22 protein-coding genes are annotated in these 18,137 nt (G+C 40.6%); 7 read left to right on the top strand and 15 right to left on the bottom strand.

Annotation, left to right across the window (positions count from 1 at the left end; translation table 11 throughout):
• The first annotated feature begins 22 nt into the window (after positions 1-22).
• Positions 23-949, top strand: a complete 927-nt coding sequence (locus KTH84_RS01075; protein WP_262471672.1) for a LysR family transcriptional regulator — start codon at positions 23-25, stop codon at positions 947-949.
• Between the two features lie 46 nt (positions 950-995).
• Here the strand turns inward: KTH84_RS01075 and madM are convergent, their stop codons facing one another.
• The 11 genes from madM to KTH84_RS01020 form a co-directional block, all read right to left on the bottom strand.
• A complete protein-coding gene (gene madM / locus KTH84_RS01070) occupies positions 996-1,757 on the bottom strand; it encodes a malonate transporter subunit MadM (RefSeq protein WP_133976330.1) in 762 nt (253 codons plus the stop codon).
• A gap of 46 nt (positions 1,758-1,803) precedes the next feature.
• The gene (gene madL / locus KTH84_RS01065) at positions 1,804-2,205 is read right to left on the bottom strand and encodes a malonate transporter subunit MadL (protein WP_262471671.1); all 402 of its coding nucleotides are present in this window, start codon (positions 2,203-2,205) and stop codon (positions 1,804-1,806) included.
• Positions 2,206-2,255: 50 nt separating this feature from the next.
• Entirely contained in the window at positions 2,256-3,182 is a 927-nt protein-coding gene (gene mdcH, locus KTH84_RS01060) for a malonate decarboxylase subunit epsilon (RefSeq protein ID WP_262471670.1), read from the bottom strand.
• Positions 3,183-3,194: 12 nt separating this feature from the next.
• On the bottom strand, positions 3,195-3,803 hold the full coding sequence (locus KTH84_RS01055) for a malonate decarboxylase holo-ACP synthase (protein ID WP_262471669.1): 609 nt from the start codon (positions 3,801-3,803) through the stop codon (positions 3,195-3,197).
• On the bottom strand, positions 3,794-4,621 hold the full coding sequence (mdcE, locus tag KTH84_RS01050; protein ID WP_262471668.1) for a biotin-independent malonate decarboxylase subunit gamma: 828 nt from the start codon (positions 4,619-4,621) through the stop codon (positions 3,794-3,796). Before mdcE ends, KTH84_RS01055 begins: the two co-directional genes overlap by 10 nt.
• Entirely contained in the window at positions 4,618-5,469 is an 852-nt protein-coding gene (locus KTH84_RS01045; protein ID WP_262471667.1) for a biotin-independent malonate decarboxylase subunit beta, read from the bottom strand. Before KTH84_RS01045 ends, mdcE begins: the two co-directional genes overlap by 4 nt.
• Positions 5,462-5,761, bottom strand: a complete 300-nt coding sequence (locus tag KTH84_RS01040; protein WP_262471666.1) for a malonate decarboxylase subunit delta — start codon at positions 5,759-5,761, stop codon at positions 5,462-5,464. The genes KTH84_RS01045 and KTH84_RS01040 overlap by 8 nt, the downstream gene beginning before the upstream one ends.
• A 2-nt stretch (positions 5,762-5,763) precedes the next feature.
• On the bottom strand, positions 5,764-6,648 hold the full coding sequence (locus KTH84_RS01035; RefSeq protein WP_262471665.1) for a triphosphoribosyl-dephospho-CoA synthase: 885 nt from the start codon (positions 6,646-6,648) through the stop codon (positions 5,764-5,766).
• Positions 6,648-8,327: a malonate decarboxylase subunit alpha gene (mdcA, locus tag KTH84_RS01030; RefSeq protein WP_133974059.1), complete on the bottom strand. Its 1,680-nt coding sequence runs from the start codon at positions 8,325-8,327 to the stop codon at positions 6,648-6,650. Before mdcA ends, KTH84_RS01035 begins: the two co-directional genes overlap by 1 nt.
• A gap of 163 nt (positions 8,328-8,490) precedes the next feature.
• Complete coding sequence (locus KTH84_RS01025; RefSeq protein ID WP_133974061.1) at positions 8,491-9,084, bottom strand: GNAT family N-acetyltransferase; 594 nt, start codon at positions 9,082-9,084, stop codon at positions 8,491-8,493.
• A 37-nt stretch (positions 9,085-9,121) separates the two neighbouring features.
• Positions 9,122-9,757 carry an FMN-binding negative transcriptional regulator gene (locus KTH84_RS01020; protein ID WP_262471664.1) on the bottom strand — a complete coding sequence of 212 codons (636 nt, stop codon included), beginning with the start codon at positions 9,755-9,757 and terminating at the stop codon, positions 9,122-9,124.
• Positions 9,758-9,869: 112 nt separating this feature from the next.
• Here KTH84_RS01020 and KTH84_RS01015 point away from each other — a divergent pair, with 112 nt between their 5' ends.
• The gene (locus tag KTH84_RS01015) at positions 9,870-11,342 is read left to right on the top strand and encodes a PLP-dependent aminotransferase family protein (protein ID WP_262471663.1); all 1,473 of its coding nucleotides are present in this window, start codon (positions 9,870-9,872) and stop codon (positions 11,340-11,342) included.
• 38 nt (positions 11,343-11,380) lie between these two features.
• On the opposite strand, the gene KTH84_RS01010 is transcribed toward KTH84_RS01015, so the two are convergent.
• The gene (locus tag KTH84_RS01010) at positions 11,381-12,070 is read right to left on the bottom strand and encodes an LrgB family protein (RefSeq protein WP_042896653.1); all 690 of its coding nucleotides are present in this window, start codon (positions 12,068-12,070) and stop codon (positions 11,381-11,383) included.
• A 12-nt stretch (positions 12,071-12,082) separates the two neighbouring features.
• A complete protein-coding gene (locus KTH84_RS01005; RefSeq protein WP_262471662.1) occupies positions 12,083-12,514 on the bottom strand; it encodes a CidA/LrgA family protein in 432 nt (143 codons plus the stop codon).
• Positions 12,515-12,624: 110 nt separating this feature from the next.
• Between KTH84_RS01005 and KTH84_RS01000 the strand changes: the two genes are divergently transcribed.
• From KTH84_RS01000 to yghU, 3 genes are all read left to right on the top strand, one after another.
• Entirely contained in the window at positions 12,625-13,530 is a 906-nt protein-coding gene (locus KTH84_RS01000) for a LysR family transcriptional regulator (RefSeq protein ID WP_262471661.1), read from the top strand.
• Between the two features lie 119 nt (positions 13,531-13,649).
• Positions 13,650-14,276 carry a glutathione transferase gene (gene yfcF, locus KTH84_RS00995; RefSeq protein WP_262471660.1) on the top strand — a complete coding sequence of 209 codons (627 nt, stop codon included), beginning with the start codon at positions 13,650-13,652 and terminating at the stop codon, positions 14,274-14,276.
• A gap of 33 nt (positions 14,277-14,309) precedes the next feature.
• The gene (gene yghU / locus KTH84_RS00990) at positions 14,310-15,158 is read left to right on the top strand and encodes a glutathione-dependent disulfide-bond oxidoreductase (protein ID WP_262471659.1); all 849 of its coding nucleotides are present in this window, start codon (positions 14,310-14,312) and stop codon (positions 15,156-15,158) included.
• A gap of 75 nt (positions 15,159-15,233) precedes the next feature.
• Here the strand turns inward: yghU and KTH84_RS00985 are convergent, their stop codons facing one another.
• Positions 15,234-15,641: a DUF2000 domain-containing protein gene (locus KTH84_RS00985; protein ID WP_262471658.1), complete on the bottom strand. Its 408-nt coding sequence runs from the start codon at positions 15,639-15,641 to the stop codon at positions 15,234-15,236.
• Between the two features lie 155 nt (positions 15,642-15,796).
• On the opposite strand from KTH84_RS00985, the gene KTH84_RS00980 reads away from it, so the two are divergent.
• On the top strand, positions 15,797-16,399 hold the full coding sequence (locus tag KTH84_RS00980; RefSeq protein WP_202742355.1) for a LysE family translocator: 603 nt from the start codon (positions 15,797-15,799) through the stop codon (positions 16,397-16,399).
• A gap of 47 nt (positions 16,400-16,446) precedes the next feature.
• On the opposite strand, the gene KTH84_RS00975 is transcribed toward KTH84_RS00980, so the two are convergent.
• On the bottom strand, positions 16,447-17,265 hold the full coding sequence (locus KTH84_RS00975; RefSeq protein ID WP_262471657.1) for an AraC family transcriptional regulator: 819 nt from the start codon (positions 17,263-17,265) through the stop codon (positions 16,447-16,449).
• Positions 17,266-17,625: 360 nt separating this feature from the next.
• Here KTH84_RS00975 and KTH84_RS00970 point away from each other — a divergent pair, with 360 nt between their 5' ends.
• Positions 17,626-18,135 carry a rhodanese-like domain-containing protein gene (locus KTH84_RS00970; RefSeq protein ID WP_262471656.1) on the top strand — a complete coding sequence of 170 codons (510 nt, stop codon included), beginning with the start codon at positions 17,626-17,628 and terminating at the stop codon, positions 18,133-18,135.
• Positions 18,136-18,137: the final 2 nt, after the last annotated feature.

Below are 18,137 nucleotides of genomic sequence, written 5' to 3'. Positions count from 1 at the left end.
GAAACAGGTTCAAGGGATTAATATGGAAATTGATGAAGAACTCACCCTTAAAAAGATACAGATTTTTTTAGCATTTATGCGCTGTGGCAATTTATCTAAAACCGCGACAGAAATGGAGCTTAGTAATGTCAGTGTTCACAAAGCATTGCACTCTTTAGAAAGCGCTTTACGCTGCCCGCTTTTTAAAAATGAAGGACGTAATCTCATTCCTTTAAAAAGTGCCTATGTATTTGAAGAACGGGCGCAAAAAATCGTACAGGACATTTTCATTACCGTTAATAAAACCAGAGAAGCCGCAGGTTTTGCAGCTAAGGTTTTACATTTAGGTTCACTTTATTCTTTAACTGTAAATACGATTCCAAATGTGATTAGCGGGCTTAAGCTCAGACGTAGTGAGCTAGATATTCAATTGTTACTCAGCTCAAATCAGGACTTGGTTAAAAAACTTAAAGCAACTGAGCTTGATGCGATTATTGTGGCTTTAAATGAAACCATTCAAGATGATGACTTTGAAATTTTACCTATGTTTTCAGATGATATTTTTCTGGCGGTAAACAAAGATTCTAAATATACAGAGTTTAAAGACATTGATTTAAGCCTATTAAAAGAAGAGACCTTCCTCACTTTAACCAAAGGGTTTGCGACCCATAACGATAGCGATATTATTTTTAAAAAAGCAGGCTTCTCGCCTAAAGTTGCTTTGCAAGTGAACGATATTTTCACCTTAATTAGTATGGTCAGTTCAGGCGTAGGTTTTGCCCTATTGCCCGGTCGTATTTCAGCTGTTTATGAAAGCTCCGTCAAACTTATTCCACTTAAACAGCAATATCATATGCAACAAGAAATTGGTTTGGTTTTTTTAAAAAGTAAGGAACGAGATCCTAATTTACTCGCACTGATTGCAGAATGTCGTATGTTTGCTTCGAATTTTCATAAAATGAATAAGTAGCAACTCATTAAATTTAATAAGTTGCTACCATTTTAGACTCACTTCATTATCCAAAAATTGCATTAACCGTTATAAAAAATAAGGATGGTCCAAGTAAGCAACCAAGTCCTGTGTAGAAGGTTGCAACTAAAGCACCATAAGGAACAAGTCTTACATCTGTTCCAGCTAAACCGGCTGCCGTACCACTGGTTGTTCCTGCCAAGCCGCCAAATACCATGGCTGAACGCGGGCTTTTTAAATACATGAATTTCGCAAGCAGTGGTGTACCGACCATAAAGAAAACAGACTTGATTAATCCAATCGCAATAGAAAGCGCGATTACATCTGAGCTAGCACCAATTGCTGTTCCTGTAATTGGACCAACAATATAAGTCATTGCACCTGCACCAATCGTCGTCATTGAGATTGGATCTCGATATCCCATCACCCATGCCACCATCACACCGATGGCAAAAGGCACTACACAACCAAGCACTAATGCGATTAGACCAATTTTTCCTGCTTTCTTCACTTCTTTCACATCGACTTCAAAGGCTGTTGAAGCAATAGCCAGATCTCGGATCATGGCTCCGCCTAGCAATGCAAATCCAGAAAATATAGCGATATCAGAAACACCTTTGGTTCCTTGCGTATAGACCCCTGCAAAGTAAGCTACAACTAAACCTAAAGTAATCGCGATTGCAGAGCTTTGTAGTTTTCCCTTCGTCAAATATTTTGAGAGTAAATGGGAAACAAACATCATTAAACCCGTTACGGCAAGGGCAGTCACTAATGCATTTTTTGATAACACAGCAATTATAGCGTCCATCATTTAAATCCTTTTTTGATTGAACTTTTTTGTAGTTTATGTTTGCTTAGGCTATTTTTTCCTTAGCTTCTATCGTCCATTCATAGGTTTCATAGTCGCCACTAATTCTATTTAAATAACGGATGACTAAAACCGTGCCAATTAACGATGCAATAGAAACGATCAGTCCTAACATTCCTCCAGATAGTGCAGCAACAACATTTTGTCCTGCCGACATTGCCACCACGATCGGAATATACATTCCTGACCAATATAAAACGCCAAATTGAGTGACTTGTGGCAAATAGCCTTTTCGTGTCAATAATTCTTTAGATAAAATTAAAAGAATCATTGAAATAGCAACGCCTCCTACATTGGCTTTTACGCCTAATAGCATGCCTAAAGTATTGCCAAAATAATCACCTAATAAATGACAGATCGCTAATATTGCTGTTCCATATATAATCATTGTAAATCCCTCATATCCTTGGGTTATTACTAAACTTTTAATCCATATTGCTATAAAGAACCACTATTTTGCATTACAATCTGAATGCTGTCTAAACGTGTTCCTTGAAATGACAACACAGTTCCTTCTTTAAATATCTGACGTGCGAGTGCAGTGAGCACCGTTCCCGGCAAAGCTTCTATCTGTAGTCTTACACCACGCTCCCATGCAGCTTGCAGGGTGCTTTCCCAATCTACCGTTCGACTCATGTTAAAAGCCAAGTCATCACCAATTTGTTCTGACTTACTCAGTGTACGAGCGGTTGTACCACTTAAATAACGAATTTTAGGCTGCTTTAAAGTGACTCCCTCCATAGACGCTGCAAGTTGCTCTGCTTGTCGATCTAGTAGTTCACAATGCGATGGCACGGATACATCTAATTTTTTTGCCACTACGCCTTGCTGTTTTGCCAAAATAGCAACTTGTTGCATGGCATCATGACTTCCAGAAATAACAATCTGGTTATGTGCATTAATATTTGCGACAAAAACCTGTGGCGTTATTTCATAAATTTGTTTCACCCATGCTTCTACGGCTGCAAGGTCTGTACCAATTAGTGCAGTCATGCCATAGCCAGTTGGATATGCGTTTTGCATGAGTTCACCTCGATAGGCAACTAAACGAATAGCATCTTCATAGGTTAAAACTCCTGCTACAACCGCAGCCGACCATGCGCCAATCGATAGGCCCGCTACATAATCAGGTTTTAAGTTTTCAGCAGTTAATATGGCTGAACTCACCACGCCTGAAATGAGTAAACAAAGCTGTACGGCTCGAGTCGATTGCAATGCAACCGAACTATCTAGCATCAAAACATCTTCTTTGAGTACATCTGACGCACGCTCAAGATATTCATTTACCAGAGCAGATTGTGGCAGGTCGTGCAACATTTTGCTTCTTTGCACACCTTGTCCCGGATATACCCAAATCGAAGCCATGATATCTGTTCCCTAATTCCATGGGTTTTCTACTAAAACAGCACCTTCAGCACGTTTTAATAGAACTTTTCCGCTATTCCTAGCCCACTCTTTTAAAGCCAAACCACCCTGCGGTAGTTGTAGCTGTATATCTACATTTAGCCCCGCTTGCTGAAAAGTTTCGAGTAGCTCAATCGCCTGCTTTTTGGCAAAAGGTTGTTCAGCTCGAATCAACAAATCTATGTCACTTTGCTGAGTGACTGTTTGAATGCCAGTTGCCAGCTCAAACCCGAAACTTCCTGTATAACCCCAACACTCTGAAAAGTTTTTCATAATGCTAGAAATGGTCTGTAAATGTTCTGCCAAATGCTCAAACTGCTGTGTATTCACGTGAGTCAGTGCTTCTGGTTTAAGTTGTTTGGTAATAGCAGATCGTGGCATTTGCACTGCATATCGTTGATGACGTAATTGTCCTCTTACACCCACAGCAACCTGATCTGCCGAGGTAATTGCCCGCCGAACCACAACAGGATCACCTCGTTGTAATACCTCTTTCACCCACAGCGGAGCATCATCGGTCAAGTAATCTACCGTCATGCCCCACAGCAAATCATGGGCTTCAAGATCAAGTTTCATGACCATTGCTCGCGCAATAACTCACGAACTTTTTTAGACATCTGACGGTTTTGGCCGTGAAGTCTTTGTTCCAGTCCTCTAGACGACTCAGCATTAATTTCTTTAAATGCTTGAGCAATTGCGTGCTTCGCTAACGAAAGATCATCGTTTGTTGGCTGTTCAGGATTTTCAACAGATAATAGTTCAGATAACAATCCAAGCGTTGCATAACTTTCGATGTCATAAGCCATTGGAGGAATGCTTGAAGCCAATTGCTCTAACTCATCAACCGACCGTTGGGTAACGCGTGCAGCAGATTCTTTACCCATTGCATGAACCATAACATCTGAATCTTTTAACGCAATAATACGATTGGCTTGGTAACCATGAGCCAGAAAAGCGCCAGACATTGACTTACCCACCAATAAACTGACAATAGGATGACCTGCCAATCTGGCTCTGGCATAGCTGTCTACTGCACCCGCTAACGCTTGATGAATACCTAATAATTCTTCACGGCGACCATAAGCCTGACTTGGAACATCAACCAGACATAAAATGCCGCGTTTAGTTTCAGCATGTGCATCGGCTTGAATCACCTCATCAACTGCTTTCGCCAAGCTCCAACCTTCCAGTAGTCCAACTTCACCTTGTCTCGCTCGCGGGAATAGATTATTGCTGTCTTGAACAACGGCAATTACACGTACTGCTTGCTGATCAATCTGTCCATCTGCCACCCAAACAGAAGCTGGAAAACCTTCAACTTTCTTAAAGCCCTGCGTAAGTGCTTTAAACCAATGTACACCTCGCGTAGAGGCTTTTAATGTATCAACGGCGATATTCATGCTTGCTCTCCTTGATACAAAGCCTGAACCTGTACAGGAGTGATTTGCTCGGCAGTATCGACTTGTTGTAGCTGTGCTAAATAAAACGAGTAATTTGAACTACGATGCTGATCAGGTACGCCTTGTTCTAAATAATCGATGACTTGTTGACGAATTTTCTGACGATCATCATCAACATAAGCATCCGCTAAACCACTAGCAAAACGTTGATTTCCGCCAGTTACGCTCCAAATAAACGGACGATCTTTAGCGTTATATTCTTGTACGCCAGCTTCTTGTTCAATCACTTGCGGGCCATTTAGTCCTAAACGTCCTTCTTGTGTCATTACAATGTAACTGCATAGCGCAGCCGCAATCGACATGCCACCAAAACACCCTACACTGCCTGCAACCACAGCAATCACGGGTTGATACTGACGTAAGTTCACAATTGCAGCCTGAATTTCAGCAATTGCAGCCAACCCCAAATTTGCTTCTTGTAAGCGAACCCCACCAGTTTCTAGTAATAAGATTGCAGCCGTTGGAATACCGTTAAGATTGTCTTCAACCGCAAGCTCTAATGCACCTGCAATTTTGGCACCACCAACCTCGCCTAAGCTGCCACCCTGAAATAAGCCTTCGATTGAAATCAAAACTACTGGTCGCTCTTGAATAGATCCTTTTGCAATCACCACCCCATCATCTGCTTGAGGCACAATATTTTGCTTAACCAACCAAGGCGACATGACACGTGCAAATGGATCAAGTAACTCTCGAAAACTGCCTTCATCCAACAATGCTTTGGCACGTTCTCTTGCACTGAGTTCAATAAAATCTTGTTTATTTAACAAGCTCTGGATATCAGTCATGCGCAATCTCCTCCAAGGCTTGTTCCAGACGTAAGCGAACAACACCGGGGGTTGCACCAAAGTCATGAATATCAATATTGACGGCTGGTGGTATTTGCGCTGTAAAAATCCGTTCAAAAAGATTTTTCCAACGTGCAACACTACCATCCACCGAAGTCACCACCTGAATAGTGGTTTTTCCTGTGTCGCCGGGTTCCATCAAAATTTCTAGATCACCCGAGCCAACACACCCTACTAGTGCTTTTTTTATCGGTGGCTCTGTCGCCACAAACTCAAAATGAAGTGTTTCCATAATCAAAATCCCTCTTTATTTTTTGAAGATGACTGCTCAACACGATCTATAAACAAGGTGGCTGCCAACAAATCGGCTACTCCACCCGCGGAAGCTTTCATCCTAAGTAGATCAATCTCTAAAAAATGCAAAGCACGTCGGCCTTCCAAGCTTGAGCTACCGCCTAAATCAAGTACTTGCTGAGCACCTTGTTGCATACGCTTTAAGCCATTTGTTCCAGAACGATAAAGCACGCAGGTATCGGTCAAGTCAGTCATCATGGCAAGTAAGGCATCTAGACGAGCGAACTCTTCTTTCATGGGTTTACGGCGACTTTGATGAAGCTGTTTTAAGCCAAAATTCACAATAGTTGGAAAACCTTGCTGAGCTTGTTCTTTTGCGCCGTGAATACCTAACTTTTTTTGTACCTGCTGACCATGACTCAAAGCTAGCTTGGGAATAAAACGGTCATCTAACTGAGCAATCTGGCCTGCTAACTGACATAGCTCAACGGCTGATAAATATTGTTGATTCGTGCGTGCAAGTGCTGCTGCCGTGACCATTAAACCCAAGGCCCAAATTGCACCTCGGTGTGTATTGACCCCAGCTGTTGCCAACATCATGACCTTTTCACCTTGGCGTCCAATTTCTCCAATCTCTTCACGCAAGACCTGACATATTTTTCCGTGACGCATTGCTGCTTGGGCCATCGCTTCAAACATTGGGCCTAGACTTTTCGCAGAACGCTCCATCAATTCCAAAGTCAGATCATCATGTGCGCCACTACCACGACGGTCAACCAAGGCGGGCTTTGGTGTCAGATTAACTTCATCAATTAAAGCCTCGACCGCCATGTCTGCCAAAAACTGACTATGGCTGAGTGTTTGATATTGAACTTGTGCCATCATTACCAACTCCTGAATTTTGCAGGTGGTTGATATAAACCATCTGACCATGTCACCAAGTCGGCAATATTTTTTGCAGCTAAAAGCTCACGTGTTGCATCGGTACGGCGAATGCCTAAATCTTCTGGGAACACCACTAAACCTTCACGTCTTAAACGTGCTGTGGTTTTAGGGTCTTGGCTTAAACCAATACTAGTCACTCCTGCCACTGCAGCAATCATGGCTTGGCGTTCTTCTTGGCTACTTGCTTTATATAAATAAGCAATGCCTTCTTCGGTCAGTAAATGGGTGACATCATCGCCATAAATCATGATCGGTGCTAAAGGCAGACCTGCCGTTTTTGCAACATCAATCGCATCAAGACGATCCACAAAAGTCGGCTTACCGCCCTCTTGGAAGGTTTCCACCATTTGCACAACCAGTTTTTTACCACGAGCCAAATAGGTTTCTGTTTCATTGGCACCTTGCACACGCATATCTAACCATGCAGGTGTAGCATGACGACGACCACGCGGATCATGCCCCATGTTCGGTGCGCCACCAAAACCAGCTAAACGGCCTTTGGTTACAGTCGACGAATGCCCCATACCATCAACTTGTAAAGTGGCACCAATAAATAAATCAACCGCGTACTGACCTGCGAGCTGACACATCATCCGGTTAGAACGTAGCGCCCCATCACGACCTGTAAAGAAAACATCTGGACGAGCGGCAACATATTTTTCCATACCGAGCTCTGTACCAAAGCAATGCACACTTTCCACCCAACCTGTCTCAATAGCTGGAATTAAGGTTGGATGCGGATTAAGAGTCCAGTTTCGGCAGATTTTTCCTTTTAAACCTAAAGACTCACCATAGGTCGGTAAAATTAACTCAATAGCCGCAGTGTTAAAACCAATCCCATGGTTTAACGATTGCACATTATGCTTTTCATAAATTCCGCGAATTGCCATCATGGCCATAAGCACATGAACAGGTTTGATATGTTTCGGGTCGCGAGTAAATAAAGGTTCAATATAAAAAGGCTGGTCTGCCACAACCACATAATCAACCCAAGAGGCAGGAATATCGACACGTGGCAAATCCGTTACGTCGTCGACCAGTTCATTGACTTGCACAATCACAATGCCGTCACTAAAAGCAGCAGGTTCAATAAGTGCTGGAGAATCTTCGGTACTTGGACCTGTATAGATATTGCCTTGACGGTCTGCCATAAAACCCGCTGAGAGCACCACATTTGGAATGAGGTCGACTACCAAACGTGAATATAGTTCGATATAGGTATGAATCGCACCAATCTCTAGTAAACCATCTTCAATTAACTGACTAATACGCAGACTTTGAGGGCCAGCAAAAGAAAAATCGAGCTTACGTGCAATGCCTTTTTCAAACAGATCCAGATGTTCTGAACGTCCAACGCTCGGCATGATCATATGTAAATCATGTAAAACATCCGGATTGGTTTGAGCCAAAGAGCGAGATAAGAAATCTGCTTGCTTTTGGTTATTCCCTTCGAGTACGACTCTGTCACCCGGTGTAATCAGGGTTTCTAAGACTTTAATAATGTCTTGAGTTGGAATGACAACACCATCGACATATTGGCTTGCCATTTCCAGTTTTAGCTGTTTGGCATGACGCCGCTTTGTCCATAACCGTTCTTTATTCTGAACTGATCCTTCCATGTGCTTACCTATAGATCCCAGTTTTGTTCTGGATCTATAAAAACGCTTTATGGAACTTTGATCAATCAACCTACCTTGACGGTTATTAACCTGAAGTTAATGGTTGAAATAAAGAACAGCTATTGCTGAAAGAGTTTTCGGACTTTTAACTTAAGACTTATGTCTAACGCGGCTTGCTCAGTAACCATTCTAGGTTTTGACGAACCGCGGGCCACTCATGTTTCAAAATGCTATAAACATGGGTGTCCCGCAAAATATCATCTTTCACAATTTGATGGCTTCTAAGTACCCCATCTAACTTTGCCCCCAAACGTGCAATTGCAGCTTGGCTTTGGACATTTAAAGAAGAAGTACGTAACTCAACCGCAATGCAGTTTAAAGACTCAAATGCATGAGATAGCAATAGTTTTTTACATTCAGTATTTACTGGCGTGCGATGTGCAGATTTACGATACCAAGTCGAACCAATCTCTACACGTCGATGAGCCTGTTCAATATGCATAAGACTGGTCATTCCCAAAGCACGACTTTTTTTACGGTCTTCGATATAAAAAGGCAGCATACTTCCTTCTGTTTGCAAGGAAAGTCGTCTTTCAACCTCATCCGCCATTTCTTGTGGTGAAGGAATACGTGTATACCAAAGATTCCACAACTCCCCATCACGAACTGCCTCAATCAATGAGTCAACATGCGTTAAGTCTAGTGGTTTTAAAATGACATGTTCGCCCATTAACTCAACAGGTTTAATCCACGGCATGTTTATCTCCAAAATAAGCGCTAAATATAAATATTCTTTATCTTTTCGTCTCGGCAACACTAAACATTGCATCAGCCATTTCTTGATGCCCTGTCTCTGCCAGACCATGAGCCGCACCTAAAACATCTTTATAATCTTTGTTTTGGCTTAGCTTTGATTTACCTTGCAGTTGTTTTATTTCAATTTCAAGACCAACAATCGCTTTTAACATGGGTTCAAGATAATCTTTTGGCGCATCTGACATTTTCCAAGGTTCGGGTTGAGATGCTTCATGTGTACGTGTTAAACGAGCCACCACGCCACGAACATAACGTTCATCATCTCGAATCGTCACTTTGCCATAAACATGTACCACTCTGTAGTTCCACGTTGGCACTTGTTTATGATGTTCGTGTTTGGATGGATACCAGTTTGGAGAAATATAAGCATTTTCAGCTTGAAATACGACAAGGACTTCATCTCCATTTTGAAGGTCCTGCCAAACTGGATTATTCCGAGAAACATGAGCATGTAATACACCTAACTCCCCTTCGTTAGGCTGTAACTCAAACGGAAGATGATTTGCATCCAGACCATTACAGCCATGGCTAAAAAGAATACCAAAAGGGTTTTTCAAGATAAGATCATGTAATACATCTCGTTGAGGTTCTACAAACTCAGCAGGAACATACATCGTAAAAATCCTTAATAAATGATGAGGTTTTGATAATTTCTGTTGTAAATTCTCTGGTTTATGTGGATTATTAAAAAGTACCACTTTATATTTTTTTAAGTAGACCAGAATTATGGCAAGAATAGCCAAAGCTGTTGACCTTCCATTAATTGCAAAGATTGATAAAACCCAAGGGCAAATCAGTGCTCAGCTTACTCAAGGCCTGCGTGAAGCTGTACAAAATGGTGATTTGCAGCCTGGTGACCCTTTGCCTTCTTCTCGTGAACTGGCTCAGACATTAAATGTTGCGCGTGGTACAGTAATTGAGGCCTATGATCAGCTTTTAGCAGAAGGCGTTTTTGAATCTCGCACGCGCGCGGGTACTTATGTTTCACATGCTTTAACAAAATCGACTCAAAATAAATCCTTAGCTCAAAGCGCTATGTCACTTACTGCATCAGCTCTTTCCTACGCCAACGTCGTTAAAGAGTTCAAACCTCTACCACATCGGCCATTTGCTGTGTCCGTTCCTGTAGGACGCACTCAGCCTAATGATGTGTGGAGAAAATTTGGCAATCGCTTTCGCGCACGTGGTGCTGGTTCTCCTGCAGGTTATGATGAACCTCAAGGTATATTTTCATTGAGAGTTGCCATAGCAGATTATGTTCGTCGGTCACGTTCTGTCCACTGTGAACCTGAACAAATCGTGATTACAACAGGTATTCAACAAGCACTTTATATTTGTAGCCAGATTTTATTTGAAACTCATGATCAGGTCTGGGTAGAAGATCCGGCATATCGTGGCACAACTGCCATTCTTGAACATACTGTACAAAACATTGAAATGGTTCGTGTTCCTGTGGATGAAGAAGGTATTGATGTAGAAGCTGGTATCAAACTTGCAAAACAAGCACGCGCTGCCTTTGTAACCCCTTCCCATCAATATCCACTTGGCATGCCAATGAGTCTGGCAAGACGTACTGCTTTATTAGATTGGGCCAAACAGCAAAATGCATGGGTCATTGAAGACGACTATGACAGTGAGCTTCGCTATAACGGCCAACCGTTTCCATCATTACAAGGTATGGCACCCAATCAAGTCATCTATCTGGGCACATTTAGTAAAGTATTATTTCCGTCTCTAAGGCTCGGCTATGCAGTTCTCCCAAAACAACTTGTAGCGCCGTTTTGTGGACTGAAAGTTTTGATAGACCGCCATTCACCAACCGCAGATCAGCACGTTTTAGCAGCATTTATTCAAGAAGGATATTTAGAGCGTCATATTCGACGTATCCGTAATGTTTATGCAGAAAATCGTCTACAACTTATTGAAATGATAGAAAAGCATATACCTAAACAACTTGCATGGTTACAACCGGGTGATCAAGGCATGCATATGGTGTTGTGGCTTGCCGAACATATTAAGAAGGATGTTGAGGTCGCCACCTCAGCATTAAATGCCGGCATTGCGATTAAAGCAGTTTCACCCACATTTTCAAAAGAACGGCAGCGTTCGGGTCTGGTCATTGGTCTCGGAGATTTTGACCTTGTGCTTATGGAGCAAGCTATAAAAAAACTGGCTGACATTATTCAACAGTACAGTTAGCTGTCCTGCCGTTAAGCATCAACCTTTCAATTTGAACCTTAGAGTAATAACCATAAATGAATTGCGAATGGACCAACTAACACCATCAAAATGCCAGCAATCACCATGGTTAAACTGGCGATCACACCTTCTTCAGTGTTGCGTTGTTGTGCCCGAACCGTACCAAAACCATGTGCAGCATTACCAAAGGCTGCGCCATTTGCAACACTGGAACGAATTTTGGTAATGGCTAAAATCGCATCGCCACAAATCATTCCGACCAAACCGGTAATAACGGTAAATAATGAAACCAATGCGGCTGAACCATGAATATCTTCGGCTAAAATCATGGCAAAAGGCGTTGAAATCGAACGAGCCATTAAACTGTTAGTCACTTCAGGACTAAAATGAAACCACTGTGCCATTTCATAGGCGGACATTACGCCAACACTCATTCCCACTACAATTGCAATTGATAATACCCCTAAGTTTTTACGGATTGTCTCGCGATAACGATAAATCGGAACAGCAAATGCAACTGTTGCAGGTCCTAATAAATTAACAATCCATTGGGTATCTTCTGCATAAGTTTGGTATGAAACTCCAAAAATTGTCATCAAAACAATGGTAATCACAGGCACACTAATCGCTGGAGAAAGCCATAATTTAGGATGTTTTTGATAGATTCGTTTTGCCACAACATAGGCTGCCAACGTCCAGATAAGACAAAGAATTGACCAGATATTCATGTCGTCTTGCTCTTAGATATGCTTATGTTGAAGACGTTTTCGAGCCTGTAAATAAGCCTTCAAACGATTGTAATATTGAATGGTTAAACATGTACTCAACATGACTGAAATAGTGCCTATTGCAATGCTCAATACAATTTGCCAGCCTTCCGTCATAAACAGGGTTCTGTATTGCACAACGGCAACCACAACAGGAATAAAAAATAGAAGTAATTCGCCCAACACTACAGTGGCGCCAGTTGTGACCTGTTCTATTTTGATAATTTTCAGAAATAGACACAGAAGCAAGAAAAACATTCCCAAAATACCTGCGGAAATGGGAACGCCCAACTTATGGTGAAAAATAAAACCAACCCACCAAAAAACAGCCAAAATCAAAATTTGCTTAATTAACTCTAAAAGTGAGGGTTGTGTGGGTGTTCCAGAAACAGATTCAGTACTCATTTTGCGAAATTAAATGGTTAGTTACATGATTATGCTATCTCGATTGAACCTACTAAATATGAATTATTCATGTTAAAATTATTCCAAAATCGAATAATCTATTCTTTATTATGCTTTCTCTAAAATCGTTACAATGCTTTGTTACCCTAGTAAAAACGAAAAGTTTTACCCGTACCGCTGAAGAGTTATGCCTAACCCAGCCCACTATTACTAAAATTTTACAGCAGCTTGAAGAACAACTTCAGGTTGCATTACTGGTCAAGCCCGATCATGGCAGAAAAAGGCAAATTGAGTTAACTGCAATTGGAGAACGTATTTATCAACATGCGATTGAACTTCTTCAGGCAGAACAGAACATATTTCTTGAAATTGAAAACTATCAACAACTCAAAACAGGTACTTTAAAACTTGGCGTTCCGCCTTTAGGTTCTCAACTCTTAACGACAGCCCTATTTGATTTCCATCAGCAATGGCCTGACATAGAACTTTCTTTTTTAGAGGTGGGGTCAAGAGCTATTGAACAGGCGCTGTTAGATAATGAGCTTGATGTGGGTGTATTGTTGCAGCCCTTTGATGAACAAATTTTCAATAGCATTGAGTTATGTAATTACCCATTAATGGTACTTTTACGGCGTGATGCAATTTGGGCTTCACGTAAAAAATTAAATCTAGAAGAATTACAACACCAATCGTTTTTAATGTTTCCAGAAAACTTCTCTCTAAATAGTATTATTCTCGATGCCTGTAAACAGCACAGTTTCTATCCGACCATTGCCTGCCGAACGAGTCAATGGAATTTATTGGCAGATATGGTTTTGCAACGTATGGGAATTGCTCTCTTGCCCCAATACTATACCGATATGCTCGACCCCACTCTATTTGCCGCAGTTCCCCTCGAAAAACCAAACATTCAATGGCATTTAGCTATGGCATGGAAGAAGAATCTTCCTATCTCACCAGCAGTACAAGCTTGGCTCAGCATTGTCCGTGAACATTTTCAGCACATTAAACCGTGACCTCAAACACTGAAATAGTATGATTCAAAACCGATAAAGCTTTGCCACAAAAAACTTACCCAATCTCTGATAAGCTCACTTAGACTAATTCACTCTGTTTTATGACATGGACAATAACAATGAATAATGAACTTTTTAAGCTCTACACAGATTCACAATTTCTAAGTCCCTATGCTTTTACAGTTTTTGTAGGACTGCATGAAAAAGAAATTCCATTTGAAATAGCAACCATCAACTTGGCACAACAAGGCCAATTTGAAAAATCCTATATAGAAAAATCATTAACAGCCAAAGTGCCGGTGCTTGAACATAATGATTTTGCTTTATCAGAATCATCTGCCATTTTGGAATATCTTGAAGAGTTATATCCAGCCACACCAATTTATCCAACAGATATTCAGGCACGTGCAAGAGCTCGACAAATTCAAGCATGGCTCAGATCAGATTTGGTTGCTTTAAGAACTGAACGTCCAACTGATGTTATTTTTATTCAGCCTACCTCAGCAGCACTTTCAGAAGAAGGTCAAAAGGCAGCCGAGAAACTTTTCTTTGTTGCAGAAAAACTTCTAGCACCTCATGCCGAATTTCTTTTTGGTTCATGGAGTATTGCGGATGCTGAACTTGCGCTGATGTTGCAACGTCTTATTCAAAATGGTGATGCTGTACCAGAACGACTAAAAAATTATGCATTACAACAGTGGCAACGCCCGAGCGTTCAAAAATGGCTTGCTTTGCGACATAACTAACCCCCTATATTTCAACCAAACATGAGATAAAAAATGAGTGATTCAAATTATATTCCTCCACAAGTTTGGCAATGGACTGGAGAAAAAACCGATTTAAACCAGCCAACTTCAGGCCCTCGCTACGAACATACTCTGCCCGTCGGAAAACATCCGCTTCAACTCTATTCTTTGGCAACACCTAATGGTCAAAAAGTCACTATTTTACTTGAAGAGCTTTTAGCATTAGGACATCAAGATGCTGAATACGATGCTTGGCTCATTAAGATTGGTGAAGGCCAACAGTTTGGCAGTGGTTTTGTAGAAATTAATCCAAACTCTAAAATTCCAGCATTGGTTGACCATAGCCAAAACCCTCCAATAAGAGTGTTTGAGTCAGGTTCAATTTTGCTTTACTTAGCTGAAAAATTTAAAGCTTTCATTCCGACTGATATTGCTGCACGGACTGAATGTCTTAATTGGTTATTTTGGCAAATGGGTAGCGCGCCATATTTAGGGGGTGGTTTTGGACATTTTTATGCCTATGCGCCCGTTAAAATTGAATATGCGGTTAACCGCTTTGCTCTGGAAACAAAACGCTTACTTGATGTGTTAGATCAGCATCTAGCAAAGCATGAATATTTGGCAGGTTCTGAATATACCATCGCCGACATTGCCGCATTCCCTTGGTATGGTGGTCTTGTTAAAAACTGGGTCTATAACGGTGCGGAGTTTTTAGGTGTTGATGAATATAAACACGTAAAACGTTGGGCAGATGCAATTCTGGCTCGCCCTGCTGTTCAGCGTGGACGGATGGTTAATCGTACTTTTGGCGATTTAGAATCACAGTTACATGAACGTCATGATGCCAGTGATTTTGAGACCAAAACGCAAGATAAAGTTTAATCATTTTTTTAAATAAAACCCACTTTTGCTCAAATAGTGGGTTTTATTAATCTTCAATACTAAAAATTATTTAATCTATTGATGTAAAGAAAGTCCTTTAATTGCCTTATCAACAGCTTTTTTAGGTCCTCTTAATGCTACCCCGACCAAATTTAATTGATTTGCATCGTCGGCCAAAAAAGCCGCCCGATTATCCTCATCATTTCCTGTAGAAAACATGGCATGTACATATGGAATAATCGTTAGATCTTGCTCAATTGCTTTACGATGCACTTTTTGTAGTCCGGATAAATCACCTTCAAATACCAACATTGGCTGCCCGAGCATGTTGCCATACTCATAACCATTTGCATCAATATAAGGTTTACCCAACATTTCAGGTACAGCCGAGGCAATCCCTGTTGCCAAAAAAGCCACCACATTTAATCTTTGCCAAGTCGCAAGATCATTACGGACAATCAACGCAATTTTTGTGTCAAACATAAAGCTCTATCCTGAATCATTTATCTCAAGTCAGTCATCATGCCTAATCCAGATTTTTCTCGTCTTGTACGTTTGTGCAAGCGCAATCACAAACGTACAAGACCCTAAATTTACGAGTCAGTATGCTGAGTTGTTTTTGATTCAGTAGATGCGTTATGGAAATCTTTCTTTATACCTTAAGTGTGATGTATAGCCCCGGCCCAGTAAATTTCATGGGTTTGAATGCGGGACTTACAGGACAGTTCAAAAAAACGATTTATTTTTTTATGGGTGTCGGCTGTGCAATGCTGATGTTATTCATGATTTTTGGATATGCAGGGGCAGCTATCATTCCACAAAAAGCCCTGCACTATATTGCCTTGCTCGGCGCATGTTATACATTTTACCTTGCGTTTCAGATGTTAAAGGCAGATATCGATATTAATGATGAAGCCACTGAAATTCAGACACTTTCTTTCTGGAATGGCTTTTGGATACAAACATTAAATCCAAAAGGCATTTTGGTTATTTTGCCTGTGACAACGATTATGTACCCAACAGCGCACATCACTGGTATTCAAATCTTTTTAGTTTCATTGCTCATTTCGATTGGTGCAGCGGGTGCGCCCTGTCTTTACTCTTGGGCAGGTGCAATGTTAGGCAAAAAAATTAAAAATAAAATTTGGTTTAATCGTTTAAATAAAACCATGGCAATGATGCTAATCATCTCTGGCATATTTATGCTTTACGATTTCTTGAAAGGCATGAATCTAGTTTGAGACAAAGTCTATGTCAGTCTAAACAGGCTGACTTTTACATAACCTGTTTAGGAAGATAACTTATTGATCATCCGCCATCTGGCTGGAGTCAAGCCAAATGCTTTTAGAAAATGACGTGTCATGTGGCTTTGATCAAAAAATCCTGCAATTAAGGAAGCTTGAGTTAATGATTCACCATACATCAGGCACGACTTTACAACTTCCAGTCTACGCATAGTCATATATCGATGTGGACTTGTACCAAATAGCAGTCGAAAGTCGCGTGAAAGACTCCAACGGTCTCGTCCAATATTTTTTTCAATATCATCTAAAGAAATATTCTCAAATAAAGAAGCATGTATAAATTCTCTAGCGCGCTCCGCTGCAACATAATCATACGAATGAGAAGTTCTCTGTTTTTTATCAGAAATTTCATAAAGTGCAGTTGCTAAATCATATAAAGCATCTTGGTTTTCCAAAACATCGATATGTTGGTCTATTCCTTGCAATAAAACATCTGTTGCCTTAAATAAGCGAGGGTCCTGACTCAAGCCATTTTCAAAAAATGGTAAAGGTTTGCCCTTCATAATTTCTTGTAGTGTGGCAGGTTCTACGTACACCATCCGATATCTAAAACCATCTTGTGAACCTGCTTCTCCATCATGTTTCTCATCAGGATGTAAAACCATGGTCATTCCCGGCAAACTATGTTTCATCTCTCCCCGATAATGAAAACTTTGAACACCGGTTAATGTTCGACCAATTGCAAATGTATCATGGCGATGCGATTCGTAAGCATGATCTGTAAAAAATGCTTCGATTCGTTCCAGACTATTAGAATCAGTGTTCCTGACAATCCAATCATTTGTATTGGGCAGTTCAATCACATATTCACCAAAATTTTATACTTTTAAACAAAATTGAGTATACAAGTTATATTGCCAAATTGGCTCATCTGCAACACATTCGGTTAAATCACAAGACATATAGGTCAATAATATTTTTCTTATTTTTAATATCAGACCCTATTTTATCGATATGATATTGACTAAAAGCTCAATTATTATCTTTTACCCTTGTCTCATTTTCATAATACTTAATAAGATTAATTAATAATATCTAATAAAAATAAAAATGGCTTATTGATTAAAAAATTATATATAAATAGATAATCCTTATTTTTGCTTATATTTAAAACGGCGTAAATTGAACAATAACAATCTGAATCAAAGATAAGGATATTTTCAATGAATGCTAAATTAAATACAGAAGCCCCTCAAAGCTTTATCTCAGATGGTTCAAATACATCCTTTTCAACTGAAGATATTCTTTCTAAAGCACAGCAATATGCACAAGCGCATGAACTTAATTTTAGTGGAAGTTTATCACCCAACGACGCATGGCAGCTCGTTCAAAATGGTCAAGCTGTTTTAGTTGATGTACGCACCAATGAAGAACGCAAATTTGTAGGATATATTCCTGAAAGTATTCATGTTGCATGGGCAACAGGCACCTCTTTCAATCGTAATCCACGCTTTTTAAAAGAACTCGAATCGAAAGTTGGAAAAGATAAAACCATTCTTTTGTTATGTCGTAGTGGCAACCGTTCAGCACTCGCAGCCGAAGCCGCATTTAATGCTGGTTTTGAGCACATTTATAACGTTCTTGAAGGCTTTGAAGGTGACCTAGATGATCAGCAGCAGCGTAATCAAAAGAATGGCTGGCGTATTCATCAACTCCCTTGGCAACAAGACTAAAA

Origin of the sequence: Acinetobacter sp. WU_MDCI_Abxb74, assembly GCF_025513915.1 — a bacterium.
Taxonomy (GTDB): Bacteria; Pseudomonadota; Gammaproteobacteria; order Pseudomonadales; family Moraxellaceae; genus Acinetobacter; species Acinetobacter calcoaceticus_C.
This window is presented reverse-complemented; position numbering and strand designations above follow the sequence as displayed.